The sequence below is a fragment of the Serinibacter salmoneus genome (assembly GCF_002563925.1).
In the GTDB taxonomy this organism is placed as follows: Bacteria; Actinomycetota; Actinomycetes; order Actinomycetales; family Beutenbergiaceae; genus Serinibacter; species Serinibacter salmoneus.
In genome coordinates this window covers 178,668-205,663 of the sequence record NZ_PDJD01000001.1, presented here as the reverse complement: position 1 = coordinate 205,663, position 26,996 = coordinate 178,668, and the positions used below count along the sequence as shown (strand labels likewise).

At 70.5% G+C, this 26,996-nt stretch carries 26 protein-coding genes; 14 read left to right on the top strand and 12 right to left on the bottom strand.

Annotated features, from left to right (window positions below; all coding sequences use genetic code 11):
* Positions 1 to 17 precede the first annotated feature (17 nt).
* Positions 18 to 992: a LacI family DNA-binding transcriptional regulator gene (locus tag ATL40_RS00765; protein WP_169926004.1), complete on the top strand. Its 975-nt coding sequence runs from the start codon at positions 18 to 20 to the stop codon at positions 990 to 992.
* 34 nt (positions 993 to 1,026) lie between these two features.
* Here the strand turns inward: ATL40_RS00765 and ATL40_RS15540 are convergent, their stop codons facing one another.
* Entirely contained in the window at positions 1,027 to 3,159 is a 2,133-nt protein-coding gene (locus tag ATL40_RS15540; RefSeq protein WP_281254873.1) for a glucoamylase family protein, read from the bottom strand.
* 354 nt (positions 3,160 to 3,513) lie between these two features.
* Here ATL40_RS15540 and ATL40_RS00755 point away from each other — a divergent pair, with 354 nt between their 5' ends.
* The 4 genes from ATL40_RS00755 to ATL40_RS00740 all read left to right on the top strand — a co-directional run bounded on the left by ATL40_RS00755 (position 3,514) and on the right by ATL40_RS00740 (position 6,004).
* On the top strand, positions 3,514 to 3,750 hold the full coding sequence (locus tag ATL40_RS00755) for a hypothetical protein (RefSeq protein ID WP_098467867.1): 237 nt from the start codon (positions 3,514 to 3,516) through the stop codon (positions 3,748 to 3,750).
* Between the two features lie 45 nt (positions 3,751 to 3,795).
* Complete coding sequence (dcd, locus tag ATL40_RS00750; RefSeq protein ID WP_098467866.1) at positions 3,796 to 4,374, top strand: dCTP deaminase; 579 nt, start codon at positions 3,796 to 3,798, stop codon at positions 4,372 to 4,374.
* A gap of 2 nt (positions 4,375 to 4,376) precedes the next feature.
* On the top strand, positions 4,377 to 5,345 hold the full coding sequence (locus ATL40_RS00745; protein WP_098467865.1) for a hypothetical protein: 969 nt from the start codon (positions 4,377 to 4,379) through the stop codon (positions 5,343 to 5,345).
* Positions 5,346 to 5,473: 128 nt separating this feature from the next.
* The gene (locus ATL40_RS00740) at positions 5,474 to 6,004 is read left to right on the top strand and encodes a hypothetical protein (RefSeq protein ID WP_143556827.1); all 531 of its coding nucleotides are present in this window, start codon (positions 5,474 to 5,476) and stop codon (positions 6,002 to 6,004) included.
* Between the two features lie 70 nt (positions 6,005 to 6,074).
* Here ATL40_RS00740 and ATL40_RS00735 read toward each other — a convergent pair whose 3' ends face one another.
* The 3 genes from ATL40_RS00735 to ATL40_RS00725 form a co-directional block, all read right to left on the bottom strand.
* Entirely contained in the window at positions 6,075 to 6,959 is an 885-nt protein-coding gene (locus ATL40_RS00735) for a hypothetical protein (RefSeq protein WP_098467863.1), read from the bottom strand.
* A 537-nt stretch (positions 6,960 to 7,496) separates the two neighbouring features.
* Positions 7,497 to 8,147, bottom strand: a complete 651-nt coding sequence (locus ATL40_RS00730) for a GntR family transcriptional regulator (protein WP_098467862.1) — start codon at positions 8,145 to 8,147, stop codon at positions 7,497 to 7,499.
* Between the two features lie 73 nt (positions 8,148 to 8,220).
* Complete coding sequence (locus tag ATL40_RS00725) at positions 8,221 to 8,868, bottom strand: GntR family transcriptional regulator (protein WP_169925842.1); 648 nt, start codon at positions 8,866 to 8,868, stop codon at positions 8,221 to 8,223.
* A gap of 369 nt (positions 8,869 to 9,237) precedes the next feature.
* Between ATL40_RS00725 and ATL40_RS00720 the strand changes: the two genes are divergently transcribed.
* A complete protein-coding gene (locus ATL40_RS00720) occupies positions 9,238 to 9,666 on the top strand; it encodes a hypothetical protein (RefSeq protein WP_143556826.1) in 429 nt (142 codons plus the stop codon).
* Positions 9,667 to 10,496: 830 nt separating this feature from the next.
* Here ATL40_RS00720 and ATL40_RS00715 read toward each other — a convergent pair.
* Together ATL40_RS00715 and ATL40_RS00710 are read right to left on the bottom strand one after the other, a co-directional pair.
* Positions 10,497 to 10,925 carry an FCD domain-containing protein gene (locus tag ATL40_RS00715; protein WP_098467859.1) on the bottom strand — a complete coding sequence of 143 codons (429 nt, stop codon included), beginning with the start codon at positions 10,923 to 10,925 and terminating at the stop codon, positions 10,497 to 10,499.
* A complete protein-coding gene (locus tag ATL40_RS00710; RefSeq protein WP_098467858.1) occupies positions 10,922 to 12,175 on the bottom strand; it encodes a UDP-N-acetylglucosamine 2-epimerase in 1,254 nt (417 codons plus the stop codon). The genes ATL40_RS00715 and ATL40_RS00710 overlap by 4 nt, the downstream gene beginning before the upstream one ends.
* A gap of 559 nt (positions 12,176 to 12,734) precedes the next feature.
* Between ATL40_RS00710 and ATL40_RS00705 the strand changes: the two genes are divergently transcribed.
* The 7 genes from ATL40_RS00705 (at position 12,735) to ATL40_RS00675 (ending at position 20,902) form a co-directional block, all read left to right on the top strand.
* Positions 12,735 to 15,854: a Na+/H+ antiporter subunit A gene (locus ATL40_RS00705; protein ID WP_098467857.1), complete on the top strand. Its 3,120-nt coding sequence runs from the start codon at positions 12,735 to 12,737 to the stop codon at positions 15,852 to 15,854.
* On the top strand, positions 15,851 to 16,339 hold the full coding sequence (locus ATL40_RS00700; RefSeq protein ID WP_169925841.1) for a Na(+)/H(+) antiporter subunit C: 489 nt from the start codon (positions 15,851 to 15,853) through the stop codon (positions 16,337 to 16,339). Before ATL40_RS00705 ends, ATL40_RS00700 begins: the two co-directional genes overlap by 4 nt.
* Entirely contained in the window at positions 16,336 to 17,970 is a 1,635-nt protein-coding gene (locus ATL40_RS00695; RefSeq protein WP_098467856.1) for a Na+/H+ antiporter subunit D, read from the top strand. The genes ATL40_RS00700 and ATL40_RS00695 overlap by 4 nt, the downstream gene beginning before the upstream one ends.
* On the top strand, positions 17,963 to 18,658 hold the full coding sequence (locus ATL40_RS00690) for a Na+/H+ antiporter subunit E (RefSeq protein WP_245866549.1): 696 nt from the start codon (positions 17,963 to 17,965) through the stop codon (positions 18,656 to 18,658). The genes ATL40_RS00695 and ATL40_RS00690 overlap by 8 nt, the downstream gene beginning before the upstream one ends.
* On the top strand, positions 18,655 to 19,131 hold the full coding sequence (locus ATL40_RS00685; protein WP_098467855.1) for a monovalent cation/H+ antiporter complex subunit F: 477 nt from the start codon (positions 18,655 to 18,657) through the stop codon (positions 19,129 to 19,131). Before ATL40_RS00690 ends, ATL40_RS00685 begins: the two co-directional genes overlap by 4 nt.
* Complete coding sequence (gene mnhG, locus ATL40_RS00680) at positions 19,128 to 19,517, top strand: monovalent cation/H(+) antiporter subunit G (RefSeq protein WP_245866546.1); 390 nt, start codon at positions 19,128 to 19,130, stop codon at positions 19,515 to 19,517. Before ATL40_RS00685 ends, mnhG begins: the two co-directional genes overlap by 4 nt.
* A gap of 206 nt (positions 19,518 to 19,723) precedes the next feature.
* Complete coding sequence (locus ATL40_RS00675) at positions 19,724 to 20,902, top strand: AI-2E family transporter (RefSeq protein WP_245866543.1); 1,179 nt, start codon at positions 19,724 to 19,726, stop codon at positions 20,900 to 20,902.
* Between the two features lie 108 nt (positions 20,903 to 21,010).
* Here the strand turns inward: ATL40_RS00675 and ATL40_RS00670 are convergent, their stop codons facing one another.
* The 4 genes from ATL40_RS00670 to ATL40_RS00655 form a co-directional block, all read right to left on the bottom strand.
* Positions 21,011 to 21,388, bottom strand: a complete 378-nt coding sequence (locus ATL40_RS00670; RefSeq protein WP_098467853.1) for an SHOCT domain-containing protein — start codon at positions 21,386 to 21,388, stop codon at positions 21,011 to 21,013.
* A gap of 68 nt (positions 21,389 to 21,456) precedes the next feature.
* Positions 21,457 to 21,924 carry a DUF6325 family protein gene (locus ATL40_RS00665; RefSeq protein WP_098467852.1) on the bottom strand — a complete coding sequence of 156 codons (468 nt, stop codon included), beginning with the start codon at positions 21,922 to 21,924 and terminating at the stop codon, positions 21,457 to 21,459.
* 129 nt (positions 21,925 to 22,053) lie between these two features.
* Positions 22,054 to 22,611, bottom strand: coding sequence for a VIT1/CCC1 transporter family protein (locus ATL40_RS00660; RefSeq protein ID WP_169926003.1), 558 nt, complete (start codon positions 22,609 to 22,611; stop codon positions 22,054 to 22,056).
* A gap of 212 nt (positions 22,612 to 22,823) precedes the next feature.
* Positions 22,824 to 23,081, bottom strand: coding sequence for a DUF4235 domain-containing protein (locus ATL40_RS00655; protein ID WP_098467850.1), 258 nt, complete (start codon positions 23,079 to 23,081; stop codon positions 22,824 to 22,826).
* Positions 23,082 to 23,200: 119 nt separating this feature from the next.
* Here ATL40_RS00655 and ATL40_RS00650 point away from each other — a divergent pair, with 119 nt between their 5' ends.
* Complete coding sequence (locus tag ATL40_RS00650) at positions 23,201 to 23,824, top strand: TetR/AcrR family transcriptional regulator (protein ID WP_098467849.1); 624 nt, start codon at positions 23,201 to 23,203, stop codon at positions 23,822 to 23,824.
* A 39-nt stretch (positions 23,825 to 23,863) separates the two neighbouring features.
* Here the strand turns inward: ATL40_RS00650 and ATL40_RS00645 are convergent, their stop codons facing one another.
* Positions 23,864 to 24,577, bottom strand: a complete 714-nt coding sequence (locus ATL40_RS00645; protein WP_098467848.1) for a biliverdin-producing heme oxygenase — start codon at positions 24,575 to 24,577, stop codon at positions 23,864 to 23,866.
* 169 nt (positions 24,578 to 24,746) lie between these two features.
* Positions 24,747 to 26,915: a prolyl oligopeptidase family serine peptidase gene (locus ATL40_RS00640; RefSeq protein WP_098467847.1), complete on the bottom strand. Its 2,169-nt coding sequence runs from the start codon at positions 26,913 to 26,915 to the stop codon at positions 24,747 to 24,749.
* Positions 26,916 to 26,996 lie beyond the last annotated feature (81 nt).

Genomic DNA, 26,996 nt, shown 5'->3' with positions numbered 1-26,996 from the left:
CCGTTCGCCTTGCGGAGGTGGCGGCGCTTGCTGCCACCTCCGTGCCCACCGTCTCCAAGGTGCTCAACGGCCGTCCTGGGGTCTCGGAGTCGACGCGGCGTCGAGTGCTAACGGCGCTAGCTGAGCTCGGCGCCCCGGCACGGCCCCGACGTCCACGCCGCTCGCACCTGCTCTCCCTGCGGGTGGACAACCTCGACGGTCCGTGGTTCCAGGAACTGGTCCGCGGTGTCGTCCACGCCGCCTCCGAGGAGGACTTAGAAGTGGTGGTCTCGACGGGCACCCCTCACGAGTTCGACACGTGGGTCGCCCACTCACTCCAACGCGGCGCCCTGGCACTCTTGTGCGCCGTCGGCCTTCCCTCGACACGAGCAATCGACCTGGCCAGCGGGGCCGGTGTCCCGGTGATCGCGATTGACCCATGGCGCCCCACACCGGAACTGGCGACCGTGACCTGCGACCATCGCGCGGGGGCGCAGGTGGCCACCGAGCACCTGCTTGCACTGGGACACCGGCGCATCGCCTTCCTCGGCGGCCCGCCCGCGTTGGCGAATGCCCAGCTGCGCCTCGAGGGGTTCCTCCGATCCATGCACGAGGCGGGTGTCGCAGTGGAACCAGACCTGCTGCGCGCGGGACGGTACACCGTGGCGTGCGGGTATCGGGCCGGACAGTACTTCCTCGCTCTGCCGGAGGCACCCACCGCTGTCTTCGCGGCGAGCGACGACAGCGCAGTCGGGCTCCTGCGGGCGCTCCGCGAGGCGCAGGTGGCCGTTCCGGGTGGGATGTCCGTCGTGGGGTTCGACAATCTTCCCACGGCACGGTGGTCGGAACCCGCCCTCACGACAGTGCATCAGCCCATCGAAGAACTAGGCGTACGCGCGGTCGCAGACGCCCTCGACCTTGCCCAACGCGCTCCTGCGAGTCAGGAACAGCTACCCAGAGTGGTGCTGCCCACCCGACTCATCACCCGCGAGACGACGGCGCCCCCGACCTGACGGGGCGCCGCCTTCTCAGTGACGGGTTGTGGCGCTACACACGTGCCTGATGACGACGGCGCAGCATGACCGCACCGGACACCATCGCTATGACGGCTGCACCGATCACCGCAGCGACGCTAGCGCCGGTGTTTGCCAGTGAACCGCCCGCGCCGCCTCCGGGCGCCGCCTCCGCACCAGAGGAGTCCGATTCCTCCTGGGTCGGGATGGAGGCGGAGCCGCCCGTGGATTCGGAGCTCGGATCTGCGGTCGGCTCGACGGTGGGACGGCTGGTCGGCTCGGTCGTCGCGTCAGTCGGGTCGGTGGTGGGCTCGGGTGCCGAGTCAAAGACGCTCACGGGGACGGACTCCCCGAGGGTGATGATCCCGGCGAGGTTGGTGGACTGAACCTCCACGTCGTAGTCCCCTTGAGCGAGGACGATCTCACATCTCCATGCCCCATCGGCATCGACCGCGGAGACGCACTCCTCGCGATTCGAATCGCCGACTCGGGCCGTGACCTGCGCGCCCGGCTCCGCTGTCCCCTGCAACGCCTGTGCCCCGGGCTTGAGATGCCCGCCCTTCTGCGGGCTGTCGAGAACGGGCACGACGTCCGCGGCCGACGAGGAGAAGACTTCGGCAGCCATCACGGGGCGCAGCGCCGTCTCCAGGCGATCATCGACGAAGTGCGTGCGCAGTACACCGTCGAAGAGAAAGTTCCCGATTGCGGCAACGATCATCGACTGGTCCAGCGAGAGATAGCGCTCCGCCACAGTGCCGGACTTCACGGCCACCGCATCGTAGAAGCCCCCGGGGCCGTACGCGCCGAGATCGCGCTCCATCGCCGCGGCGTTATCGAGCACTCCGATGGGGTCGTATGCCAGACCGAGGAAGGAGGCGTGCGGGGTGACCACGCCGTCGCCATACTCAGGATCCGGGTTCTCACCCTCGCGGCAGCCGAAGAAGCCGGCGTCGACCTGCGTGGTCCCGTCCGACGTATAGCCCTCTGAACCCAGCCCGAGCTGATCCACTCCGTACTCCAGGTAGCCCCCATGGGGATTGGACGCAGGTGAGAACCCCCAGTACCCGTACTGGGCCTCCAGCAGCCCGTGCTCCTTCTGCGCGCGAACGACCAACGGATGGTTCACCCCCCAGGACTGCTCGCCCCATTGCGCCTCCGGGACCAGCATGTCGGGCATCAACGCCTCGAACATCGACCCACCCCAGCCCGGAACGATGGACATCCCGCGATAGTGGTACACGCCCTCGAAAACCTCCACGTCTCCATACGAACGCGCGATACCGGAGGGCCGCTGCTCCTGCCAGGACCAGTCACAGGTGGAGGGGAAGGTACGCCACGTCGCGTAGTAGGTCTCGGGCGGGATCTGACCGTTGGCAATCCCCAGGTAGGTCGCGATGCGCGTCTCCGAGACCGCAGTGTCGTAGTGGTGGCCGGTGTAGTAAAGGTCGTCCCCCTCGCCCAGGTAGTTGTCCAACACCCAGCCGCCCTGGTTCTCGGGCTCGGCGTCCCAGAAGCCGCCGCGAATCAACCCGAGGTCGACATCCGGGCGTGCGTGGGCGTCGAAGAAGGCGCCGAAGTTCATGGAGTCGTACAAGGCTCTCGCTTGATCGGCTAACGACGGTTCAGCCGACGCGACGATCCGCAGCCCGGCGGCGAGCCACCCGTTGTCCACAGACGAGAGGAACTGGTTGACGTGCTCGCCGGATCCCGGCCACGCAAGCACCTGATCTCCGGTGGCGGGGTCGTACCAGTTGTAGAACATCCCGCTGGGTTCGTGACGGGCCAGTCCGTCCACGGTGTCCAGCGTGGTCGCCATCCTCTCGCGCGCTTCATCGACCGAGACGAGTCCCGCCTCTCGCGCGACCACGGTCGACCAGAGGTAGCCACCGATGTTAGTGGGCGAGGTGTATGGCGAGCGATCCCCCGCCTCGAGACCACCGGTAATGTTGTCTGCTGGCAGTCCAGTGGTCTCATCTGTCATCGCGGCAAGGGAGGCGTAGGTGTCGGCGAGGTAGCGGTGGAGTTCCTCGCGCTGTGCCCGCGATAGGTCTGCGGCCGCTGGGGCAGTCTCCGGCTGGATGTACGGTGGATGAGCAGCCATCACCGTGCTGCCGTTTGCCGGAAGCGTCAGAAGAGGGCTGACCACCACCGCTGCTGCGGCAGCCACGGCAGCAGCGGTGCGGCACGACCGCCGTGCAGTGCGATGCCGCGATGGGGGAGTCTCGGTTCTCGGTTGGGGAAACACGTCACGTCCTCGTGGTGAGAGAAATTTCGCCACGCCCTCGGCTGAGCGCGGCGAATGATAGGCCCGCCTGACCAGTTCATCAACAGGGACCGGTGTCCTCGAGCCTTCAGTGCCAGGGGTCGGGCGCGTAGGGCCGTTCAACTTCCGCCGGACTGCCACGCGCATGCCACACCACCTAGTTGTGATGTCCTGGTAGACGTCGGCGCCTGGGCCCCGACCCTCTTCGCCCTCGCGGAGCCGCCGCCCGCGAACCGCATCGCACTGGCGTGGTTCCCCATGATCACCGCGGCGGAGCGCCTGAGCGATGCGATCACCGCGGAACTGGGCGTGGACCGAGCCGGCCTGGCGGCCCCGATCGCCGCGCGTGCGGCGTGGCTACGGCGTGTGCTGGACCCCGCGCGCCCCGCCCTGCCGCCCGCCGAGCCCCGGCTGGCGGCGATCGACGTCGAACTCGCCCGGCTCCAGCGCCTCACGACCGACCAGACCTCACCCGCCGAGCACCCAGCCCCCTGACGGCTCGAGCGCCCTCTGACCCCCCGGGCGCGCTACCGTTGCCGCGTGCTGCTCTCCGACCGCGACATCCGCGCCGAACTCGACTCCGGCCGCGTGCGCCTGGCCCCGTTCGACCCGGCGATGGTCCAGCCCAGTTCCGTGGACGTGCGCCTGGACCGATTCTTCCGGCTCTTCGACAACCACAAGTACCCGGTGATCGACCCGGCGCAGGACCAACCCGAACTCACCCGCCTGGTCGAGGTGGAGCCGGAGGAGCCCTTCGTGCTGCACCCGGGGGAGTTCGTGCTCGGTGCCACCCACGAGCAGGTCACGCTCCCGGACGACGTCGCAGCCCGCCTGGAGGGCAAGTCCTCCCTGGGCCGCCTCGGCCTGCTGACGCACTCCACCGCCGGCTTCATCGACCCCGGCTTCACCGGGCACGTCACGCTGGAGCTCTCCAACGTCGCCACGCTGCCGATCACCCTGTGGCCGGGCATGAAGATCGGCCAGCTGTGCTTCTTCCGCCTCTCCTCCCCCGCGGAGAACCCCTACGGGGCCGGCGCTGCGGGATCGCGCTACCAGGGCCAGCGGGGGCCGACGGCGTCGCGCAGCCACCTGAACTTCCACCGCACCCGGGTGCAGTGAGGGTGAGCGCCCCCACCCCGCTGCCCGCGCCGCTCCCGATCGAGCGAGCGCTGGCACACCACGTGCTCGCGGTGGACCACGAGGTCGCGGACGACGAGCTGGAGACCCTGCTGCTCTCCCTCGTGCTGGACGCGCAGTGGGATCCGGCGCCCGCACCCGGCGCCCCGGGCACCATGGACCTGCTGCCGCTGCCCGCCGTCGACGCCACCCACGAGCTGCCCGCCCCGGGCGAGCGGGAGCGGGCCGCCGTCGTCGGACCCTGGTCCCTGAACGGCGAGGCCCGACGGCGCCTGGCCCTTCCCGACTGGGCGAACACCGCCTACCTGGTCGAGGTGGCGACCGATCGCTCCCCGCTGCCGGCCCCGCCCCTGCCACTGGGGTACGGCGCCCTGCTGGACGCCTTCGGCCCGCATCACCCGCGGGGCGTGGAGAAGCAGGTGCTGGATGTGGCGCACGCCTGCGCGAGGCGACTCGGGGGCGCCCTGCGGACCACCACCGGGGTCGTGATCGTGCCCGACCCGGGCTCCGCCGTCGACCATGCCGTGCATGCCCCCGTCTGGCTCGAGCCGGTCGCCCTTCGGCACGTGCTCGCCCCGGCGCTCCCGGGCCTGCAGGTGCACGTGGACGATCCGCAGGGCCCGGTGCGGAGCGAGGACGGCACCTACCAGGCGGGTGCCGACCTCGGCGGTGGCGACCGGGTGCTGGTCGAGGTGTTCGCGGCCGAGCGGTTGCGGCCCGCCCTGCGGTTCGCGCCGTGGGCGGCCGACGGCGTGATCACCTATGCGATGCACTACCTACCCGCGCAGCAGCACCGGGAGGCGCGCACCCGCGCCGAGACCCGCCGGCGGGATGCCGCGCGGCAGGCCATCGAGGGCGCGGTGCTCGTGCTGCACGAGGCCGTGGGCGGGGAAATCCTCGACGAGGACGGTTTCTTCGTGGAGCCGCAGCAACTGCGCGGCGATATCTTGTAGGGCAGTACTGGCCATTTCGGGCGGATTGGAATGAGATGCCGACGCCCCCGTTGGACACCGCTGAACGCGCCCTTTAGCATCGACGCGAAGCGCCACCCCGGACTCCACCCCCGACCTTGGGAGCACTCATGACGCACACGCCCGATAATGCGCCCAGCACCAGCCGCCGCACCGTTTTGAAGGGTGCCGCGTGGAGTGTCCCCGTGGTCGCTGCGAGCGCCGCGATCCCCGCCGCCGCGACCACCTCAGGTACCGCGACCGCCTTCACCGCCACCCTGGCCGTGGCGAACGACACTTCGGATCCCTCGACTTACGGAACCGGCACCCTGACCATCACCCCCGTAGCGGGAACGTTCGCAGTCGACCAGGTGTTCACGTTGGTCGCCAGCTGGGACCCCGCCAGTGCCAACCAGGGGCAGAAGCCCTGGCAGGTCAGGGAAGGACGTGAATATCCCGACGTGACCGGCGCGAGCATCGCCTGGGATAGCCCGATCACGACCCTCACGACAACGGGGACGACCGGGATCACCGTTCACTTCGCAACTGACGAAGAAGCAGATACAACGACAGCCTTGCTCTACGCCGTCTCCGGGTTCACCGTCACCGCCGTCGACGGTGACTTCGACCCAGACTCGAAGTACGCACCCCGTTTCGCTTGATCTGCTGCGGCGGGGGGCTGCGGCGGGGTGCCGCACCTCGCCGCAGCCCCCGCCGACCCGCCGTGGTGGCCTACCCCAGCGTGCGCGCGATGTGCCGGGCCACCACCGGGTCGGCAAGGTAGTACTCGATGGCGTGACGCCCGTCGTCCGGGTTGACCACCCCGGGTTCCTCGGTGACGGCCCCGGCGGCCAGCAGGCCCCCGATGATCGGCCCGAGCGCCACCGCGTCGGAGGTGTCGCGCGCGTTCACCCACTCGCGCACCTGCGCCGGCATCCGGGGCGTGGCGAGGCGGCCGAGGTGGGTAATCACGGGCCGCCAGGCCAGCGGTGCCCCCACCGTGAGGAACAGGCGCACGTCCAGGTCCCGCATCCGCTCGCTCGAGCGCAGCACCTGGTAGGCGATGACCGCGCCCAGGGAGTGGGCGAGCACCACCGTGGGCTCGCCGGGCCGGGCGACGTTGGCCACGCCGTCGTCGATCGTCTGGCGCAGCCGGGCGTCGGTGAGGTACCCGAAGCACTCCCGGGCCACGAACGCGACCGTCGCACCGCTCATACCCGGGACGTAGCGGTCCACGGCCGCCAGGACCGTGCGGACGTGACCCCACTGCCCCGGCGCCGCCTCGGCGTCCCCGGGGTCGGCGACCTCGGCGAGCTGGGCCGGGGTGAAGGCGAACGTCTCGGCGACCTGGGCCACCACGGCGCGCACGAACTCGCGTTCGTCCACCGGCATGTCACCGCGCAGGGAGACCCGCTCGGCCTCGCTGCGCGCATCGCCGCCCACCAGGTGGGTGAGGCTGTCGCCGTACCAGGGCAGGTGCACGTCGGAGTCGGCGAACGGGACCTGCAGGCCCGCGGCCTCGAATCCGCTGCGCAGCGCAACGATCCACTGCTCCTTCATCTGGGCCGGGCCGAACAGGGGGCGGCTGCGGCCGTGCACAAGCAGGATGCTGACCATCGGCAAGTCCCTTCACGTCGTCGTGCTGAGGACTCCCATCGTGCCACGCTTGAAGAGAAACTGCCTGAATCTTGGTGGCGTCTTGGGGCGCGTGGGTACCGGTCAGGTCTCGCGTCGTGAGCGTCGAAGCCTCGCGGATCGCAGGAACAGCACATTCGGCGAGCGTGCCGGTGCACTCGGTGACAGTGAAGCCTCTCGGATCAATACGCAGTCCGCTGACATACTCTCCGAAGAGGAGCATACTTGCGGCGTGACATGAGTCACGCCGCAGGCAGCGACGCCTGCGGATCACCGCGGGCCAAGGGCCCGGATCCCGAGAGGAGCAGGAGACGTGGGTCGCCACCAAGGCGCGAGAGGGCAGCACGAGGACCGAGGGCGCGGACGAGGGCGTGCGCGCAGGCGGGGACGTGGAGGATCAGGAGGCGAGGCAGCGCGGCCGCCCAGGAGGGCGAGGCGCGAGGTCCCGGCGATCCTGCAGGTGGGCCTCAGGACGGGAGCCTGGACTCCCCCCGAGGGCCGCGGCGAAGCACCGGTGAGTTACTCACCGCTGATGCGATAGATGTGCTGAAGCGACTCCAGGGCGCCATCGAGATCACGCTCCACGATGGCGCCGTGGAGGTCCTCGAAGTGGCCGTGGATCTCCGGCACCGAGCGCCCGTGCGGGTCCTCACGAAGCGTCCGGATCATGTGGGCGCTCATCTTGCGGACGGTCTCGGCGAGCACCGGGTTGCCGGTCGCCCGGTCGAAGGTCTCTAAGTAGGCGAACGCCGCGAGGGCGACGGCGGCGTGGTCACCGCTCTGGGCGGCGGTGCGTAGCGCGGCCATCGGTTCGGACAGGAGTTCCAGTTGCTCGCGCGGCACCGACTGCAGGGTGCTACGCAGCGCGTGCCGGCGCAGCGCTCCCGCAACCTCGATGGCGTCATCGAGACCGTCCGGCCGAACCTCGGCAACCTTCGTCGAGTTGTTCGGACTCGCGACGACGAGGCCCTCCTCCTGCAGGCGAAGGAGCGCCTCCCTGATCGGAGTCCGGGACACACCGAGCCACGCGATGAGCTCCTCGTCGCGAAGCGTCTCTCCGGGCGCGAGGGTGCCGTCCACGATCGCGGCGTGCATGCGGTCATAGACGTCATCGCGCAACAACCGTCGCGACACCGGCGCCTGCCGCTCACCCGAGGTCGGAATCGGCATCGCTACCCCCTTGAGTCTCCCTGCACGCACCGGCCGGGGCGTGCCTGCATTATCGCGTGGTCAGCCCGCGGCGTCACGGCAGGGCGTCCACGCCGTCGTCGATCCGGCGGAACGCCTCGGAGACGGCGGCCACCGCCGCTGCGGGATCGCCTGCGGCCGCGGCATCGGCGGCTGCCACCAGGCTGGCCGCACTCTCCGGCGTGGCCATCTCGGGGTGGTTGACCAGGTGCACCACGACGAGAAGGCTGAGATCCTCCACGACCTCCCGCAGGTGGGCGTTGCCGTAGCGGGCGATCCAGAGCGACAGGAGTTCGCGCACCGCCCCCACCCGCTCACGCCCCGGCTGCGCTCCGGCGATCCGCTCACTCAACCTCGCCGCCTGGGCGCGCTCCTGCGGCGTGAGGGCGGCCGTCGCCTTCTCCACCGCAAGGAGAATCAGCGGTTCGAGCACCTCCAGGTGGTGGCGCACCTGAGCCGCGTCGATCAGCGCGATGCGCGAGTAGCGCTGCGGAACGATCTCGACGAGCCCTTTGCGTTCCAACCGCGCGATGGCATCGCGCACAGGTGTTCGCGATGCGCCGAGCCAGGCCTCGATATCACTGTCCACGATGCGCTCGCCCGGCTGCAGGGTGCCATCGAGTATCACCTCGAGCAGACGGTCGTACACATCGTCACGCACCAGCCGGCGCGCCGTCCGGCCGGTGGACTTCGGTACTGGCATACCGCAATTATCACATGCCAGCATCTGAGGGCCCTCGGGCACCACCGAGCGGACGATCACCATATCTCACACTATGAGACCCGCCGGGACTCGCGGTTTGCTTTCTTTGTGCCCCGCAAGCGCACCGCAGGGCTGCTCCGCGGCGCTTGTGGTTCACCGGGTTTTGTTTGGTCCCGCTTGGCCCCGGATGGGCGTTGCTGACCACACGGGGTGGCCCTAGAATTCCAACTGCGGAGGCTCATTGAAGCAACCCCAGAAAAGGACACCCTCTTGACCAATCCCCCCGACCACACGCCACCCCCCACCGACCGAGAAGGCACCGCGCTCTCGCGCCGCCGACTCCTCTCCACCACGGCATGGGCAACACCCGTGATCGCAGTCGCGGCAGTCGCAGCGCCCTCGGCCGCGAGCTCGGAAGCGGTTGCTGATGACTGGGTCGGCAGTTGGGATGAGGCCACATCCGTCCTCACCCTCTCGGGCCTGTCTTCGACACCGCCGTACGGCGATGTACCATTCGCATCCACGCAGACTTTCCTCATAACGGCCGTCTTCGTCGATGGAACCGAGAACACCTCGATCGGGTGGCTCAACGTCATCCCGGCCCCTGGTTACGGCGGCTTCAACATCACCTTCACGCCCGGGTACGGGCAGGTTCAGATCAGCGTCGCCCTGACCACACCCCAGACTCATGTGGGGCTGCAGTTCGTCGGGCTCCAGCCTGGCGTCGGCGACTGGATCGTCGCGGCGGGACCGCCGATCAACCTCTCGAACACCGTCGAACGCGATCGCACCTGGTAGGACGCGAGACCCGCTCGACGACCTGCACCGGCGCCCCGAGGGCGGGAGCTCGTCGGCCCACGGCATCGTGCGGCCGACATGCTCCGCCCTCTGGTAGGAGGCGGTTTGGGGGAAAGGGTACCGCGAGAGTCCGCTGGAGCAGCCGGCCGTGCCTCACGGAGTCGGGCAACAGGGAGTCGACCCTGGTTTGCCTTGATGGAAGCCCCGGCCAGGTGACGTCGCCGAGGTAGCCGTGGGGCCGCCGGCGGTCGTGTCGGCGGACACAACTGGATCGCGATCTCGATGTCCTCGATCACCTTCCCTGTCGCGGAACTGACACGACGAACGTTGCCGGCTCCGCCGGCACTTGTAGGCGCTTGGGGCCACCTGCAGCCCCCCGGCTGATGCGCTCGATCCCCACGTCCTTCGATGACGTCCTCGCGGTTGGCGTCGATGAACGTGGCCCCTTGCATCGGTGTTCGGGACGCCTGCGGCAAGGAAGTGCGCCGCTCTCGCGCGCCCGGCGCAGTCCCCAAGCCTGCTGCTCCAGGGCCTTCACACGGGCCTCCTCATCAGTGCTCACACCCGGCACCACACCCTCATCGAGATCGGCCTGCGTCACTCACACCTGCACCGACTCTGGCCCCGAACTCCAACCACGTGGCATCCCGGTGCACCGCGCCGTGCTCAGTCCCCCAATTGCGCTCGCAGCGAACGAACCGTTCGGACCGCGGTCGCCCTCTGCTGATCGCAGTACCGCCTCGGGGTCGGCTTCCCTGCCCTCTGCCCCTTCGGCATGACTCCATCCTCGTTCCCAAGCTCAGCCGACTCATCCCACCCAGGGCGACGCATCAGCGCCAACGCTCAGATGCGTACAACCGCCGCACCGCAGCCGCCGCCGCGTCCGCGTCCCCATCGCAGCATGCGACATGGAGATCCCGGAAGTCCATCAACAGGTCGGCGCGAGGCGGCTTGCTCGCGACACCCACGGACTCCCGACGGATCTTCTCGTTCAAGTGAGCGGCTGTCCGATGAACCACGGGGTTCATCCCGCGGTCATCGAGCACGCGCACGTACTCCAGCCCAGCGAGCATGAACTCCTCGAAAGAACCGGTGGCACACGCCAGTTCCACCTGCGCCCATCGGTCGCGCAGGCAGGCAATGTCCTGGGGGAGCAACGTGGGCAGTGCGCGTCGCACCGCGTGGCTGCGCAACGCGCCAAGAGCCTCCAAGGCATCAGCGACGCTCCCCCCCTCGTAGTCCGCGGCACCGTGGCTCATCGCACACCGCCGAGGGACCCGCTACCCGCGAGCAATCGATCGGTCATCAAGTCCCCGGCCGGCTCCTCTCCTGCCGCCAGCGCCCGTGCCGCGTCGGCGATCAGCGACGCCGCACGACCGAACTCATCCGTAGACCTCGCCCCCTCGAGGGCAGGGAACGCCCGCCGCTTCAGGCATTCAGCGAGTTCCCCGACAAGATCAACCTCTCGTGTTGCCAAGCGGGCGAACCCCGCCGCGATGAACTCGGGGTGCTCGGAGGCCTCGGAGATCACGAGCACAGGCTTGCCCAGGACAGCGGCCTCCTCCTGGACCTCGCTGGAATCCGAGACCACCAGTGCGCAGCGGCGCGCCAACTCGAGGTAGTCCGAATGGCACACAGCCGCGCGTAGCCGGACCGCACCGGTGGGGGGATCGAGTCGTCCGATCGCTGTGAGGGTGCGTGGCCGCACCATCATCAACACCGGGATCGGCGACGTGCCCAGCGCATGGAGAATTCGCTGCAGGAAGACCGGGGAGTTCGTGGTCTCTGGACGGAGGATAGGCGCAAGGACGTACCCCCCTACCCGGACTCCCGCGCCCGCAATTTCCGACCACCGCCGGTACTGCAGTGCCGAGGCCGACGTCGTCACGTCCGCCAACGCGTTGCCCGTCAATCGAACACGGCGCGGAGCGACACCCTCGGCAAGCAGATTGGCTACAGCCCCGGGAGTGGCCGCGCAGTGCAGGTCCACGAGAGGAGCGACCCGCAACCGATCCAAACCTGTCGACTTCACGCTCGCCTGGCTGGACAGGCCGGCGTCGACATGGATCACAGGGACGCCGAGCCGGCTGCCCACCTGGGCGCCGATCCGAGTGGAGTCGGTATCCCCTTGGACCACGATCACTTGCGCAGGATGCGCTTCCAGGTGCTCGGTGAGTGCAATGATCCCCCGCCCGATCCGCTGCGCACGATCTGCGCCATGCACACCATCCAGTGTGACATCGGGTTCGCCGAGCCCGAGCTTTCGCAGGAACTGCCCCGCAGAGCCCTGGTCCCGGTGCTGGCAAGCCTGCACGACACGGGCCCGCTCCCCGAGCACTTTGATCACGCTGGCGAGCTTGATGAACTGCGGCCGTACATCCAGAACCACGGCGACGTCGCCGAATGCGCGGCGAGGTTCCTGCACGAGCGATTGCAGCGAGAGCCGCGCGCCCGAGCCGAGTGCCGGGACAACAGTGAGTCCACGTCGGGGTGGAGAGATGCGGTACATGACGTCGCCCCCTTGGCTATTGGCTCTCCCCGCTCAGGGGGCTCAAATATATCAGTTGCTCACATGTAGCACGTGTGACGATCCCCACATGGTGACGGGGCACGGCGCGCGGTCACAACTGATATTCTGCATTCCTAACTCCAGCAGTTCAAGCTGGCCCGGCTCCTCGCCCCAGGGGAGACCGGGTCCACCAACGCCAAGCCCGCACCACATGGACACCAACGAAGACATCAGGAGAGCCATGGCTACGTCACCGATCATCGACCCGCGCATTGCCGGTGGCGCTCTCGTCCTGGCCGCCGCCGGCGCCGTCGCGCTGCGCTCGCGCAGGACCCAGGCCACCCGCGCCTGACCCAGACTCCCGCGTCACCGACGCGGGTCACCCGTGGGGTCGGCATCTTGACAAGCCCCCGCCAGTCGGCCCCACACCTGGCCCCCGCAGCTCTCACGGCCCCTCGAGAGCTGCGGGGGCCTCCTGCATCTCCCACGGCGCCGACAGCGCCGCACCCCTCTCGTAGACTGAGGGTCAACCGCCACGACAACTGACGGGACCCCTGCCTTGCCCTTGCTGCTGACCGTGCACCTCGTCGCGGCCATCCTCGGGCCCTTCCTCGTGCGTGCCCTGGGCCGCAAGGCGTTCGGCCTGCTCGCGCTCGCCCCGGCGAGCGCCGCCGTGTGGGCCCTCGCGTTGACCTCCCGGGCGCACTCGCAGGACCCTCCGGTCCAGACCATCCGCTGGGTGCCGGCGATCGACCTGGAGATCACCTTCCGACTGGACTCCCTGAGTTGGTTCCTCGTGCTCATCGTGGGCGCCGTGGGCGCCCTGGTGCTGCTCTACTGCGCCTGGTACTTCGCACCCAAGGCCTCCGCGACGCCGCGGTTCGCCGGGGTGTTCGTGGCATTCGCCGGGGCGATGCTCGGCCTGGTCAGCACCGACAACACCCTGATGCTGTACCTGTTCTGGGAGCTGACCACGGTCTTCTCCTACCTGCTGATCGGCCACTACTACGAGCGCAAGGTCTCCCGCCGCGCGGCCATGCAGGCGATCATCGTCACCACCGCCGGTGGCCTGGTGATGCTCGGCGGCCTGATCCTGCTCGGTCAGGCACCCGGCGGCTCCTACTCGCTGCACGAACTCGCCACGAACCCGCCCGCGGCGACCACCCTGACGAACGTGGCGATCATCTGTGTGCTGATCGGCGCAATGAGCAAGTCCGCGCTGATCCCGCTGCACTTCTGGCTACCCGCCGCGATGGCCGCCCCCACCCCCGTCTCGGCCTACCTGCACGCCGCCGCGATGGTGAAGGCCGGCGTCTACCTGGTGGCACGCCTGGCCCCCGGGTACGCCGACCGCGCCGCCTGGGAGTGGCCGCTGCTGGTGCTCGCGAGCGCCACCATGCTGCTCGGCGGTTACCGGGCGCTGCGGCAGTGGGACCTCAAGCTCGTCCTCGCCTACGGCACGGTGAGCCAGCTGGGCCTGTTGATGATGCTGGTGGGCCAGGCCGACCGCGCGGTGGCCCTGGCGGGCCTGGCGATGATCGGCGGGCACGCCATGTTCAAGGCCGCGATGTTCCTCACCGTCGGGATCGTGGACGCCGCCGCCGGCACCCGCGACATCCACCAGCTCTCCGGGCTGCGCCGCTCGATGCCGTTCCTCGCGGTGGTCGCGGCCCTGGCAACGGCCTCGATGATCGGGTTGCCGCCCACCGCCGGGTACGTGGCCAAGGAGGCCGCCCTGGAGGGGCTGTGGCACTCCGTGGAGACCGGCGACGGCGCCGCCTCCTCCCTGCCGTTGCTCGCCGTCGTGGTGCTCGGCTCGGTGCTCACGGTGGCCTACGGGCTGCGGTTCTGGTGGGGCGCGTTCGGGGTGAAGAAGGACCTCGCGGACACCGAGGTGGACCGCGAGGCCCGGCCGATCTTCATCGCCCCCACCGCGCTCGCGCTCGCCGGCCTCGCCGCGGGCCTGGTGCCCACCCTGGGGGAGGAACTGCTCGCGCCCTACGCCGACACCTACCCCGAGGGCGAGGCCGGGCACCTGGTGCTGTGGGGCGGGTTCGGGGTGCCGCTCCTGCTGACCGTGGTGATCCTCGGCGCCGGGTGGCTGGTCTTCCAGTTCCTGGGCCGCGACTCCGCCCTGCAGGCCCACCGCCCGCTGGGCATCGACGCGGAGCAGACCTACCGCACCTCGATGCGCCGCCTGGACCTGCTTGCCGGCTGGGTGACCGCCCTGACCCAGCGTGGCTCGATCCCGGTCTACCTCACGATCATCTTCCTGGTCACGGTGCTGGCGGGGACGACGGCGATGGCCACCTCGGGCGCCTCCCTCGGCCCGGTCCGGGCCTGGGACATGCCCGCGCAGTTGGCGGTCGCGGTCGTCATCGCGGTCTCCGCCTTCCTCGCGGCCCGCTCCCGCCGCCGCCTCAAGGCGGTGCTGCTACTGGGCATCTCCGGGTACGGCATGGCGCTGCTGTACGAACTGCACGGCGCCCCCGACCTGGCCCTGACCCAGCTGCTCGTGGAGACCGTCACCCTCGTGGTCTTCGTGTTGGTCCTGCGCCGGTTGCCCGCCTACTTCTCCGACCGCCCGCTGGCGGGGTCGCGGTGGCTGCGCGCCGCCGTCGGGATCGCGGTGGGGGCCACGGTGAGCCTCCTGGCGCTGATGATGACCAACGCCCGGGTGGCCGAGCCGGTCTCGGTGAACTTCCCCAGCGAGGCGTACGAGTTCGGCTACGGCAAGAACATCGTCAACGTCACCCTGGTCGACATCCGCGCCTGGGACACCATGGGCGAGATCAGCGTGCTGCTGGTGGCCGCCACGGGCATCGCCTCGCTGGTCTTCCTGCGGGTGCGCACCGGGAGGGTGGAGCGGGCAGCGGACGTCTCCGACTCCCGCCTCGGCGGTGTGTGGGGCGGTCAGGAGCAGAGCCTGGCGCTGCTGCGGCTGCAGTCCAGCGGGGCGGCGCGCGCCACCGGCTCGGCCGGCCCCGGCCCGCAGGAGGGCACCGAGGAGCAGCGCTCCCGGGCGATGCGCAACCAGCGCTGGCTACCCGCCGGCGCCACCCTCGCGCCGCAGCGGCGCAGCGTGATCCTGGAGATCGCCACCCGGCTGCTGTTCCACACCATGGTGCTGTTCTCCCTCTTCCTGCTCTTCTCCGGGCACAACGCCCCCGGCGGCGGGTTCGCCGGCGGCCTGGTCGCGGGGATCGCCCTGGTGCTGCGCTACCTCGCCGGCGGGCGGTACGAACTCGGCGAGGCCGCGCCCGTGAACGCGGGTGTGCTGCTGGGCTCCGGCCTGTTCCTGTCCGTGGGCGCCGGGATGGTGCCGCTGCTGTTCGGCGGCACCATGCTGCAGTCCTTCGTGGTGGAGTTCGACGCCGGACCCTTCGGGGAGATCAAGTTCGTCTCCACCCTGTTCTTCGACATCGGCGTGTACGTGCTGGTGATCGGCCTGGTGCTGGACGTGCTGCGCACTCTGGGCGCGGAACTGGACCGGCAGGGCGAGGTCGAGGGCACCAGCCCGCCGGACGTGGCGCACGACGACCCCGATGCGCAGGGCGATGATCATCACCCGCTCGTCGCCTACACCCTGCCCGGCACCCCGACCGCCGGCACCCCGACCGCCGACGCCCACGCCGCCACCGACAGCCCGGGCGGCACCCGAGGGGAGGAGCACCGATGATCGTCTCGGAGATGACGCCCAACCTGGTGCTGGTGATCCTCATCGGCATCCTCGTGGCGACCGGGGTCTACCTGCTGCTGGAGCGCTCGTTGACCCGGATCCTCATCGGGGTCGCGCTCATCGGCAACGGCGTGAACCTGCTGCTGCTCGTGGCGGGCGGAGCCGCCGGTGCCCCACCGCTGGTCGGGGAGAGCGAGGAGCCGATGGCCGATCCTGTGCCCCAGGCCCTCATCCTCACCGCGATCGTCATCACGCTCGGGTTCACCGCCTTCATCCTCGCGATGGCCTACCGCTCCTGGCAGTTGCACGGGCACGACGAGGTGCAGGACGACGTGGAGGACCGTCGGGTGGCCAAGCGCACCGAGGAGGGTGCCCTGGACGCCCGCGCGGACGACGCCAGCGTGAACGCCGCCATGGAGGCGCTCACGGTGCGCGACGAGACCGAGGACGAGGACAACGAGCAGAGCGAGGGAGGGGCGCGATGAACTGGTTGGTACCGCTCGTCGTCGCCCTCCCGCTGTTCAGCGCGGGCCTCGCACTCACCCAGGCGAGCCGGCCGCGGGTGCAGGCGATCATCTCCATCACCACCATCTCCCTGGTGCTGATCGACGCGATCTGGATGCTCGCCCTCGTGGACGCCGGGCCGCTGGTGCTCAACGTCGGGGAGTGGAACGCGCCGGTCGGGATCGCCCTGGTGGTGGACCGGCTCTCCGCGCTCATGCTCGTGGTCTCCAGCGTGGTGCTGCTCGGGGTGCTGCTGTACTCCGTCTCGCAGGGCACCAGCATGGAGCGGCGGGACTCCCGCACCCCCGTCTCGGTGTTCCACCCCACCTACCTGGTGCTGGCCGCCGGGGTCGGCAACGCCTTCATCTCCGGGGACCTGTTCAACATCTACGTGGCCTTCGAGATCCTGCTCGGCGCCTCGTTCGTGCTCATCACCCTCGGCGCCACCGGGGAGCGGATCCGCGCCGGGACGATCTACGTCGTCGTCTCCCTGGCCTCCTCGATCCTGTTCCTCACCGCCCTCGCGCTGATCTACGCCGCCACCGGCACCCTGACCCTGGCCACCCTCGCCGAGCGCCTCCCGGAACTGCCGGTGGGCACCCAGACGGTGCTGCAGGTGATGCTGCTGCTCGGGTTCGGGATCAAGGCGGCGATCTTCCCGCTCTCGGCGTGGCTCCCGGACTCCTACCCCACCGCGCCGGCCCCCGTCACCGCCGTGTTCGCGGGGCTGCTGACCAAGGTGGGCATCTACGCGATCATCCGCACCCAGGTGCTGCTCTTCCCCGCCAACGACGCGCTCGACGACGTGCTGATCGTGCTCTCCATCCTCACGATGGTCATCGGGATCCTGGGCGCCGTGGCGCAGAACGACCTGAAACGTCTGCTGTCCTTCACCCTGGTCAGCCACATCGGGTACATGCTGTTCGGGATCGCGATCGCCAACCAGGTGGGGCTGGCCGCCACGATCTTCTACGTGGCCCACCACATCACCGTGCAGACCGCCCTGTTCCTCGTGGCGGGCTGGATCGAGCAGCGCGGCGGCACCACCTCCCTGGACGAACTCGGGGGCCTGGCGAAGCTCGCGCCGATGCTGGCGGTGGTGTTCTTCGTGCCCGCGATGAACCTCGCCGGGATCCCCCCGCTGTCCGGCTTCATGGGCAAGGTCGGGTTGCTGCAGGCCGCCGCGGACGCCGCCACACCGCTGGCCTACGCCGCGATCGCGGCGGGCCTGCTCACCTCCCTGCTCACGCTGTACGCCATCGTCAAGGCGTGGAACAAGGCGTTCTGGCAGTCCTCCCCCAAGCCGCTGCCCACGGTGAGGATCCGGCGCGGCATGATCGGCGCGGCCACCGCGATCGTGGGCGCGAGCACCGCGATCACGCTGGTGGCCGGGCCGCTGTACGCCTACGCCACCTCCGCGGCCCGCGACCTCACGCTGCGCACCCCGTACATCAACGCGGTCCTGGTGGACGGGGAGCGCGGCGAGGGCGAGTCCGCGGAGGTCGCCGGCACCGAGGGATCCGATGGGTCGGAGGGGTCTGGGTCGGAGGGGTCAGGGTCGGAGTCCGAGACAGGGTCCGGGTCTCAGGGGCAGGAGGACGACGATGAGTGACCTGCCACCCCCCGCGATGACCACCGGCGCCGACGTGCGTGCGTCCAAGCGCCTGAAGCAGCGGGTCTCCTGGACCGCGACGGCGTGGCTCGCCCTGGTCTGGGTGCTGCTGTGGGGGGACTTCTCCCTGGCGAACGTGGTGGTCGGGATCGTGCTCGGTCTCCTGGTGCAGTGGGCACTGCCCCTGCCGCTGGTGCCCTTCGGCGGACGACCCTCGCTGCTCGGCGTGCTGCGCCTGCTGGGCAGGCTCACCCGGGACATCGTCGTGGCCAGCGCCCAGGTGGTGGGCGTGGCCCTGCGGTTCGGCCGCGAGCCCACCTCCGCGGTGCTGCGGGTGCCGCTGCGCTCCCGCTCCGACCTGTACCTCACCCTCACCGCGGACCTGTGCTCGGTGGTGCCCGGGTCGCTGATCGTGGAGGCGCACCGCGCCACCAGCACCCTGTACGTGCACGCCCTGGACGTGCCCACCGCGGCCGATGTGGAGCGGGCGCGGCGCACCGTGCTGGAGCAGGAGGCGCGCGTGCTGTACGCATTGGCCTCCCCCCAGGAGATCCGCGAGGCCGGGCTGCCACCCCGGCACCTCGGCGGGCCCGGGCGAGGCGGGTTCCGGCGGGCCGACGTGACCGGGGCGGCCGCGCCGTCGGGCACCGGGACCGGGCCGGACGCGAACGAGGGAGGCACCCGATGAACCCGGTGATCGTGACGATCTGCGGTGTGATGCTCGCGATCGGCGCCGCCTGCGTGGTGGCCCGCACCGAACGCGGGCAGAGCATGCTGGACCGGGTGGTGGCGGTCGATGTGATCGTGGCGATCGTGCTCGCCTCCGTGGCCCTGCTCTCCGCCTACACGATGCGCATCGACGTGCTGCCGGTGCTGGTGGTGCTGGCCCTGCTGGGGTTCGTCGGCTCGGTGACGGTCTCACGGTTCGCCGCCGCGGAGAGCGATGAGGAGCGCCGCATCCTCACCCCGGAGGAGGCGGCCGCCCAGCGCGCGGAGCGTCAGCGCCTGGCGGAGTTGGACATCGCCGAGGAGCGCGAGGGCGCGCTGACCGGGGAGATGCCGCTGATCGTCTCGGAGGGGGAGTCCTCCGGTCCGCTCGAGGGGTCCCTCGAGGGTGCCGTGGACGAGGGCCGCAGCCACGGGGCGGGTGAGGACCGATGATCGAGCCCGGAAGTCTCCTGGACACCGCGATGGACGTCGCCTCCGCGGCCTTCTTCCTCGCGGGGTCGTTCCTCGCGATGGTCGCGGGCATCGGGATCCTGCGCTTCCCCGACCTGCTCTCCCGCATGCACGCCGCCACCAAGCCGCAGGTCCTCGGGCTGGCGTTCCTCATGATCGGGCTCGCGCTCGAACTGCGCACCGGCGTGGCGATCTGGACCCTCGTGCTCGTGCTCCTCCTGCAACTGATCACCGCCCCCGTCTCGGCGCACATGGTCGGGCGCTCCGGGTACCGCACCGGCCGGGTGCGTCGCGACCTGCTGATCGTCGACGAACTCACCGACGACCTCGAAGCGGCCCGCGAGAGCGTGCAACGCGAGGCCGAGTAGCCGCGCCGACACCCCACCCCCCGCCGACACCCCACCCCCGCCGACACCCCACCCCCGCCGAACCCGTGGCGTCCGCGGCGAGGCCGTGGCGCCAGACCACGGCCTCGCCGCACACGCCACGGGTTCGCGCAGCGTCGGGTGAGGTTCCAGGTGAAGGCGGCGTTCGCCGTCGGGCCTGATCGGGTGGGCGCCGGTAGCCTTTCCCCGTGACTCCCCCCGAACAGTCCCCGGCGCCCCAGCCGCAGACCACCCTTGCCCCCGTGTTCTCCCCGGGCGCGCGCATGCTGCTCACGCTCGCTGCCTCCGTCGTGGTCCTCGGCGGGGTGATGTTCGCCCAGGAACTCATCGGCCCGCTGCTGCTCGGCGCCGTCATCGTCATCATCTGCCTGCCCGTGCGGGCGCCGCTGGTGCGCCGCGGCTGGCCGAGCTGGGCCGCCACCACCATGGTCATCCTCCTCGGATACCTCATCCTCGCGGCGCTGGCGGCCATGCTCTGGTTCGCCGGGGCGCGGTTCATCGACATGGTGATGGACCTCGGCCCCGAACTGCAGGCCACCGCGCAAGGCCTCTTCGACCAACTGGACTCCTGGGGGTTGGAGCAGTCCGCCGCGGACACCGTGGCCGGCCTACTCAGCCCCTCCACCCTGCTCGGGTACGGCGCCTCGATCGGCAGCAGCGCCCTGAACGTTCTGATGGCGCTGTTCTTCGTGCTCGCCTACGTGATCTTCATGGCGGCTGACGCCGGCCGGTACACCACCGCAGAGTCCGCCTTCGGGGAGCGCATCCGGCCGACGGTCGCGCGTTTCCAGGTCTACAACACCGGCGTGCGCCGCTACTACGTGGTCAACGCCACCTTCGGCGCGATCGTGGCGGTGGTCGACGGCCTGGCGCTGTGGGTACTCAGCGTGCCCGCGCCGATGGTGTGGGCCATCCTCGCGTTCGTCACCAACTTCATCCCCAACATCGGGTTCGTGCTGGGGGTCATCCCCCCGGCGCTGCTGGCCCTCGTGGTCGGCGGTTGGCCGCTGATGCTTGCCGTCATCGCGGTGTACTGCGTGGTGAACGTGACCCTGCAGGTGCTCATCCAGCCGAAGTTCGTCTCCGACGCGGTGAACCTGAGCCTCACGCTCAGCTTCTTCTCGGTGATCTTCTGGACCTTCATCATCGGCCCGCTCGGCGCGATTCTCTCGATCCCGCTGACGCTGCTGGTGCGGGCCCTGATCCTGGACGGCGACCCCGGCGCGGCGTGGCTGCGGTGGCTGTCCGGGGACGACAACGGCGCCACGGAGGGCCGAACGACGGCGACGGAGGGCCGCTCGGAGACCACGACTGGCGGCGCGTCAGCGCCCGAGACGGAACTGACCGCCGAGGAACCCTCGCGCTGAACGAGGGAACGACCCGGCGGAACCTGCCACGCTCCGGCAGCCGTGAACGTGACAGGGCCGCCCGCAGTGTGCGGGCGGCCCTGTCGCGTTGCCGACTGCGCGCGGCGATCAGCCGAGCAGCTTGGCCTTCGCGGCGGCGAACTCGGCGTCACTGAGCACGCCCGCCTGCTGCAGGCTCGCCAGCTTCTGCAGTTCGGCGACCAAGTCCACGCCGCCGCCGGCGGGCTCGGCCGCGATCGCGGGCTGCGCCTGCTGCGCGGCCTGCTGCTGGGCGGCCTGCTGCTGGGCCACCGCCTGCTGCGCGGCGGCCTGCATCTGCGCCTGCTGCTGCGCGGCGGCGTACTGCTGCTGCTCGTACTGGTCCTGGGCGCGGCGATCGGCGCGGTTGTTCATCCCGCGGCCCACGGCATTGGCCGTGCCGGCGACGACGGCGGTGCGGGCGGCGAGGCCGATGAGGCCGGGGCGACCGACTCGACGGATGGGCATGGTGTTCTCCTCAGGTCAGATGGGTGCGGGCCACGCCCGTGGCCCGCGGGTGGGGTGGGACGTGGCCGTCAGGACCGGGCGGCCTCGTCGGCGGCCTCCTCCAGCGCCTCCTCGAGGACCTCCTCCACGGCGTCCTCGAGGTCCATCACGGCGTTCACCACCGGGGCGGGGATGCGCTCGGCGCTCAGCACGACCGCGCCGGAGGCGGCCACGCCCTCGGCGAGCTTGCGGGCGTAGACCATCTCCAGCGCCACGAGCACGGCGGAGCCGCCCTCGGGGACCTGCTCGGCGAGTTCGGCGATGTCCTCCTCGCCGGTGAATCCGACCTCGTGCAGGGTCAGTGCGAAGTCGTCGGTATCGATCTCGACGACGTCCACGTCGCCGGTCTCGGACCTGGAGACGATCACGAAGTCGAGCACGCGTACGAGGCCCGACTCGACCAACTCGACGAGGGGCGCAATGGTCGCCGGGTCGGGGCTCTCACCCTCGAACCCGACGAGATAGAGCTCAACGGGCCCGTAGCGGAACGTTGCCATCGGGGGATGTCCTTCCAGGAGGTGACACGTGGGGGCGTACGGCACCAGTCTGGACCCGCCTGCTGGGAGACGCAGCCGGAAGGCGCTCCGCTCTCCGATCGGGATGGCCGACGACGCAGCACGGCCTGGTCACGCCACAGCCACTCCGAAGAGCGCACCCACCCCGAACGTGATGCCGAGTGCCAGCGCGCCACCGATCACCACCCTGACCACCGGCCGGCGCACGGGGGCATGACCGAGCCGCGCGCCCAGCGCCCCGGTCAGGGCGAGAGCGAGGAGTGCCGCCAGGATCGTGAGTGGCACGTTCCACTGGATCGGTGAGGCGAGCATGACGACGAACGGCAGGATCGCACCGGCGAGGAACGCCGCCGCGGAGGCGATGCCCGCATGCCACGGGTTCGCGATGTCTTCCTCGGCGACCTCTCCTGCGGCCGCCAGCTGGGAGTCCTTGGCGGAGGAGACGGACACGTACTCGCCCAGGGCCATGGACAGCCCACCGCCGACAAGTCCGGCGATGCCCGCGGCAGCGATGTCGGCGCGGTCGGAAGAGGCGCCCGCGACGCCCACGAGGATGGAGGCCACCGACACCACGCCGTCGTTGGCACCGAGGACGGCGGCACGCAGCCAGTTCAGACGCTCGGCGCTCGGCGCGTTGCCCGCCGCGTCCCGGCCCGCCGCCGCCCGCAGGAACTGCCCGCCAGTCGGTTCACTCACGCGACCCAGTCAAGCCGGGCCGGCCGAGTTCAGCACGCCGGGACGGTGCCCCGGAATCGACGGGACGGTGAATGTTCGGGACCACGGCGAACTGCGCCGTCGTGGACCGCGAATCCGTGCGGTACGCCTCGACGACGTGCCCGGCCGGCACGGACTCGGCACCCCGGGCACGGCCTCGCCGAGGGTTACTCGGCGGTCTGCTCCTGGCCACTCGTCAGCGGCTTGGGGGCCACCTTGGCGGCGACGTTCGTCGCCCCGCGCCGGGCCAGCGCCGCGATCACGCCGGAGGCCGCCGCGAACAGGACCACCTCACGCAGCGAGGAATCCTGGTCGTCACTCATCGGCGGCTTGTGGCCGAAGGCCTTCCGCCAGACCAGGTCGAGAATCTTGGAGGCGACGAAGCCCGAGGCCATGATGGCCACGGTGGTGACGATCTTCTGCACGATGACATCCTCTCCGAAAGTGGTCTACCCCGAGCCTAGCCCGACCGGCGCACTCCCGGGACCTGTGAGCAATCTGACAGCCTCGCAGCACTCGTCAGAAACGTGATTAACTAGCGAACATGCCCAAGATCATCGGAGCCTCGCTCGCGGAGCATCGACAGCAGGTGCGCATCCGCCTGTTCACGGCACTGTCCACCCTGATGGAGCGCGAGGGCTTCGACGCGATCACGCTGGCGGACATTGCCGCCGAGGCCGGGGTCGGCCGCACGGCCGTCTACAACCACTTCCCCGACAAGGAGTCGCTCCTGCTCGGGTTCATCGAGAACGAGACGTCGTCCTACATCGCGGAACTCGAACTCTCGCTGGCCGGCGTGGAGGACCCCGTGGCGCAGTTGCAGACGTACGTGCAGCAGCAGATCCGCCTCAAGCGGGAGTACCACCTCGCGCCGGGGCCGGACCTGCGCACCGTGGTCTCACGGCAGACGATGATGAAACTGCGCGACCACATCGTGGAGATCGAGGCGCCGCTGCGGCGGATCCTCACCCTCGGGATCGCCACCGGGCGCTTCCCGCGGCAGGACCTGGACGCCGTCGTGCCGCTGGTGAACTCGTGCCTCGCGGGGCGACACGTGCCCGAGGAGGGACCGGCGCGCACCCGCGCGATCGAGGAGACGGTCGCCTTCGTCATGCGTGCCGTGGGCGTGGACCCGCTGATCGCGCAGCAGGCGGCGCGCACCGCCTGAGCCACCCCGCGGGCAGGAGCGGACCAGGCCGCGCGGGCCTCAGGCAGCCGGCGCCGCGGTGTGGCGCACCCCGAGGTCGTCGAACAGGGCGGCGTTGAGGTCGAACGCCACGCGCGCCTCCGCCACCACCGCGTCCGACTCCGTGGCCGAGAACGGCGCGGCGTCCATGAGTGCGCGGTAGCGGTCCTTGAACGGCTTCGGCTTGGGGATCTCGGTGAACGTGTAGAAAGTGAGCTGCTCCGGCGTCATGCCGTAGTGCCGCTGCAGCATCCGCGCGATCACCTGCCCGCCCGAGAGGTCCCCGAGGTAGCGGGTGTAGGCGTGCGCGAGGTACTCCCCGGCGGTCGCGATCGCGTCCAGTCGGGCCACGTAGTCCGCCGTCGCCGGCACGAGGGAAGCGCCCTCGCGCCAGTCCGTGCCGCGCAGCGTGACCAGGTCCGCCTCCAGGCTCGGCAGCCGCATCAGCTCCGGCAGCAGGAACGGGGCCGCCACGGCGTCCCCCCGCAGCCGCTCCCCCGCCGCCTCCAGCGCGGCATAGATGGCCCGGTGCTGCACCGCGAGGTCCACGTAGGCCTCCACCCCGAGGTCGCCACCCATGAGCTCGACGACGAAGCCCCGGTTCTCTGCCCGTTCGTGCTGCGGCCGGGTCGCCTCGCGCAGGCGCTCGGACAGGGGCGGGGCCTGCGGCGATACGGCCGTCGCGCTCGTGGAGTCGGCAGGGGCCTCACGGGGGGTGTCGGGCACTGGGCTCATCGGCATTTCCTCGGTCTCGGTGCGGCGCCGGCCTTTCTGACGCCTTGTCGTGACAGATTGCCATATTCCCGCGAATTTGGGAAGGGTAGCCTCACCAAATCCCTGCGGAACCACCCCGCGGTACCTGCAGAACCACCTCGCGGTACCTGCGGAACCACCTCGCGGAGGGTCAGCCGAGGGTGTCGGGGAGCTCCTGCGGCACACCCATGACGTGCTCGGACAGGAACGCCAGCACCACCTGGTACCAGAGCACCGCGTGCTGGGGGCTGAGGATCCAGTGGTTCTCATCCGGGTAGTACAGGAACCGGTGCACGGTGGAACCGTCGGCATCGGCGGGCAGGCCCGAGGCCGAGAGGAGCTCGTACCAGAGCCGCAGCCCCTCGCCGATCGGCACCCGGTAGTCCTTGTCCCCGTGGATCACGAGCATCGGCGTGGTGATCTCCTGCACGAAGCGGTGGGGGGAGTTCGCCTCGGCCTGCTCCGGGGTCATCTCCCGCGCCCAGTAGAAGGAGGCGTCGGTGGTGGGCCCGAACTGGTCCAGCGCCCACAGGCTCGCGTGCGTGACGATGGCACGGAACCGGTCGGTGTGGCCCGCGATCCAGTTCGCCATGTAGCCCCCGAAGGACCCGCCCATCGCCGCGGTGCGGCTCGCGTCGATGTCGGCGCGTACCTCGACGGCGTCGGTGATCGCCATCAGGTCGGTGTAGGGCGCCTCACCCCAGCGGCCCCACCCGCGGGCGAGGAACTCCTCGCCGTACCCGGTGGACAGCGCCGGGTCCGGCAGCAGCACCGCGTACCCCTGCGCCACCATCAGCCACGGATTCCACCGCCACGACCACGCGTTCCAGGAGCCGATCGGGCCACCGTGGACCCACAGCAGCAGGGGCGCGGGCACCTGGTCGCTCGCGTGCTCGGGCAGGGCGAGGAAGCCGCGCACGGTCACCTCGGTGCCGTCGGGATCGGTGACCTGCACGGCCACGTCCTCCAGCCGTCCGGGCAGCTGCGGCCGCTCGGCGGGGGCGCGCAGCACCGTGACGAGGGAGTCGTCGGCGGGGTCGGTGATCCCTGAGCCGCCCCGACCACCCGCCCCGATGAGCGCGATGCGCACCACCTCCCCCGGGGAGGTGTAGGAGCTGCGCACGGCGTAGGCGCTGAGCCCGTCCGGCGCCACCTGCAGGCTGCCATAGGCGCCGGTCCCGGTCAGTCGCACGGGTTCGGCATCCCCGAGCGAGGCGCGGAACACCGGCGCATGGCCGTGGTCGTCGGCCACCAGGAGCAGGTCGTCGCTGCCGGGGACCCAGGCCAGGGCGCTCGGCCACCGGTCCCACGCGGGGACGACGGCGCTGGGCAGCCCCCCGGCGAGGTCCACCACCCACGTGGTGATCACGGGCGGCGTGGTCTCATCCGTGACCTGGTGCCGCAGGTAGGCCACGCGCCGCCCATCGGGGCTGATGACGGGGTCGCTGAGTGCGGCGTCCTCCTCGCGCACCAGCACCGTGCGTCGGCCCGTGGCCACGTCGATCCGCACGAGATGCGCGGAGAGCCCGACCCCCTCGGCGTGCTTCCATGTGGCGACGACGGTGGTGCCGTCTGGGGACAGCGCCACGCCTGCCTCCTCCAGCGCGCGGCCCGCATCCGGTGTCAGGTCCCGCGTGCCGCGCCGACGGTCGGCCTCGGCCTCGAGGCCCTGCGCGATCGACCGGGGCGTACCCGTCTCGCCCGTGCTGTGATGCGCCGGGGTGCCGGCCCCCTCACCTGCCCCGTCCTCGCCGTCGGGCTCCCCCTCCAACACGAACAGCCGCGGGTGGGCGGGCCCCAGGTCGTGATCCCAGAGCCGCACCGGGTAGCCGCTGTGCAGGATCGCGGAGACGGCGTTGTCCTTCCGGGCGGCGCGCAGGGAACGCTCGGATGCCTCGTCGGTGGCGCCGGGCAGGGTGGCGGCGGTGACGAGGATCGACTCGCCCCCGCTCGCGGCGCACACGCCGGAGATGCCGGCCGGCCTGCTCGCGAGCACATGCGCCTCGCCGCCGCCGGCCGGCAGGCGGTGCAGCGCGGAGACGGCCTCCTCACCGGACTCCCCCGCGCGGCGCGCGAGGAACAGCAGGTCGCCGTCGCGGGTGAACGCGGCACCGCCCTCCCCCTCGCTGCCCCGGGTCAGGCGCCGCGCCGGATCGACCCCGGCGGGGTCGATCCCCCACCAGGCGGTCGTGTACCCGGTGCGTTTGCCGTCCAACACGCTCACCGCGGCCGCAAGTCGCGTCCCGTCCGGGCTCAGCACCACCGATCCGACACGTGGCATCGAGATGTAGTCCTGGAGGTCATGGAACGGCGTCGTCATGCCCCAGGTCTACCACCGTCGGCAGGGCCCGGGGAGCACGATCGCGCAGCGGCACCTGAGAACGTCCACAGCCGGGGGCAC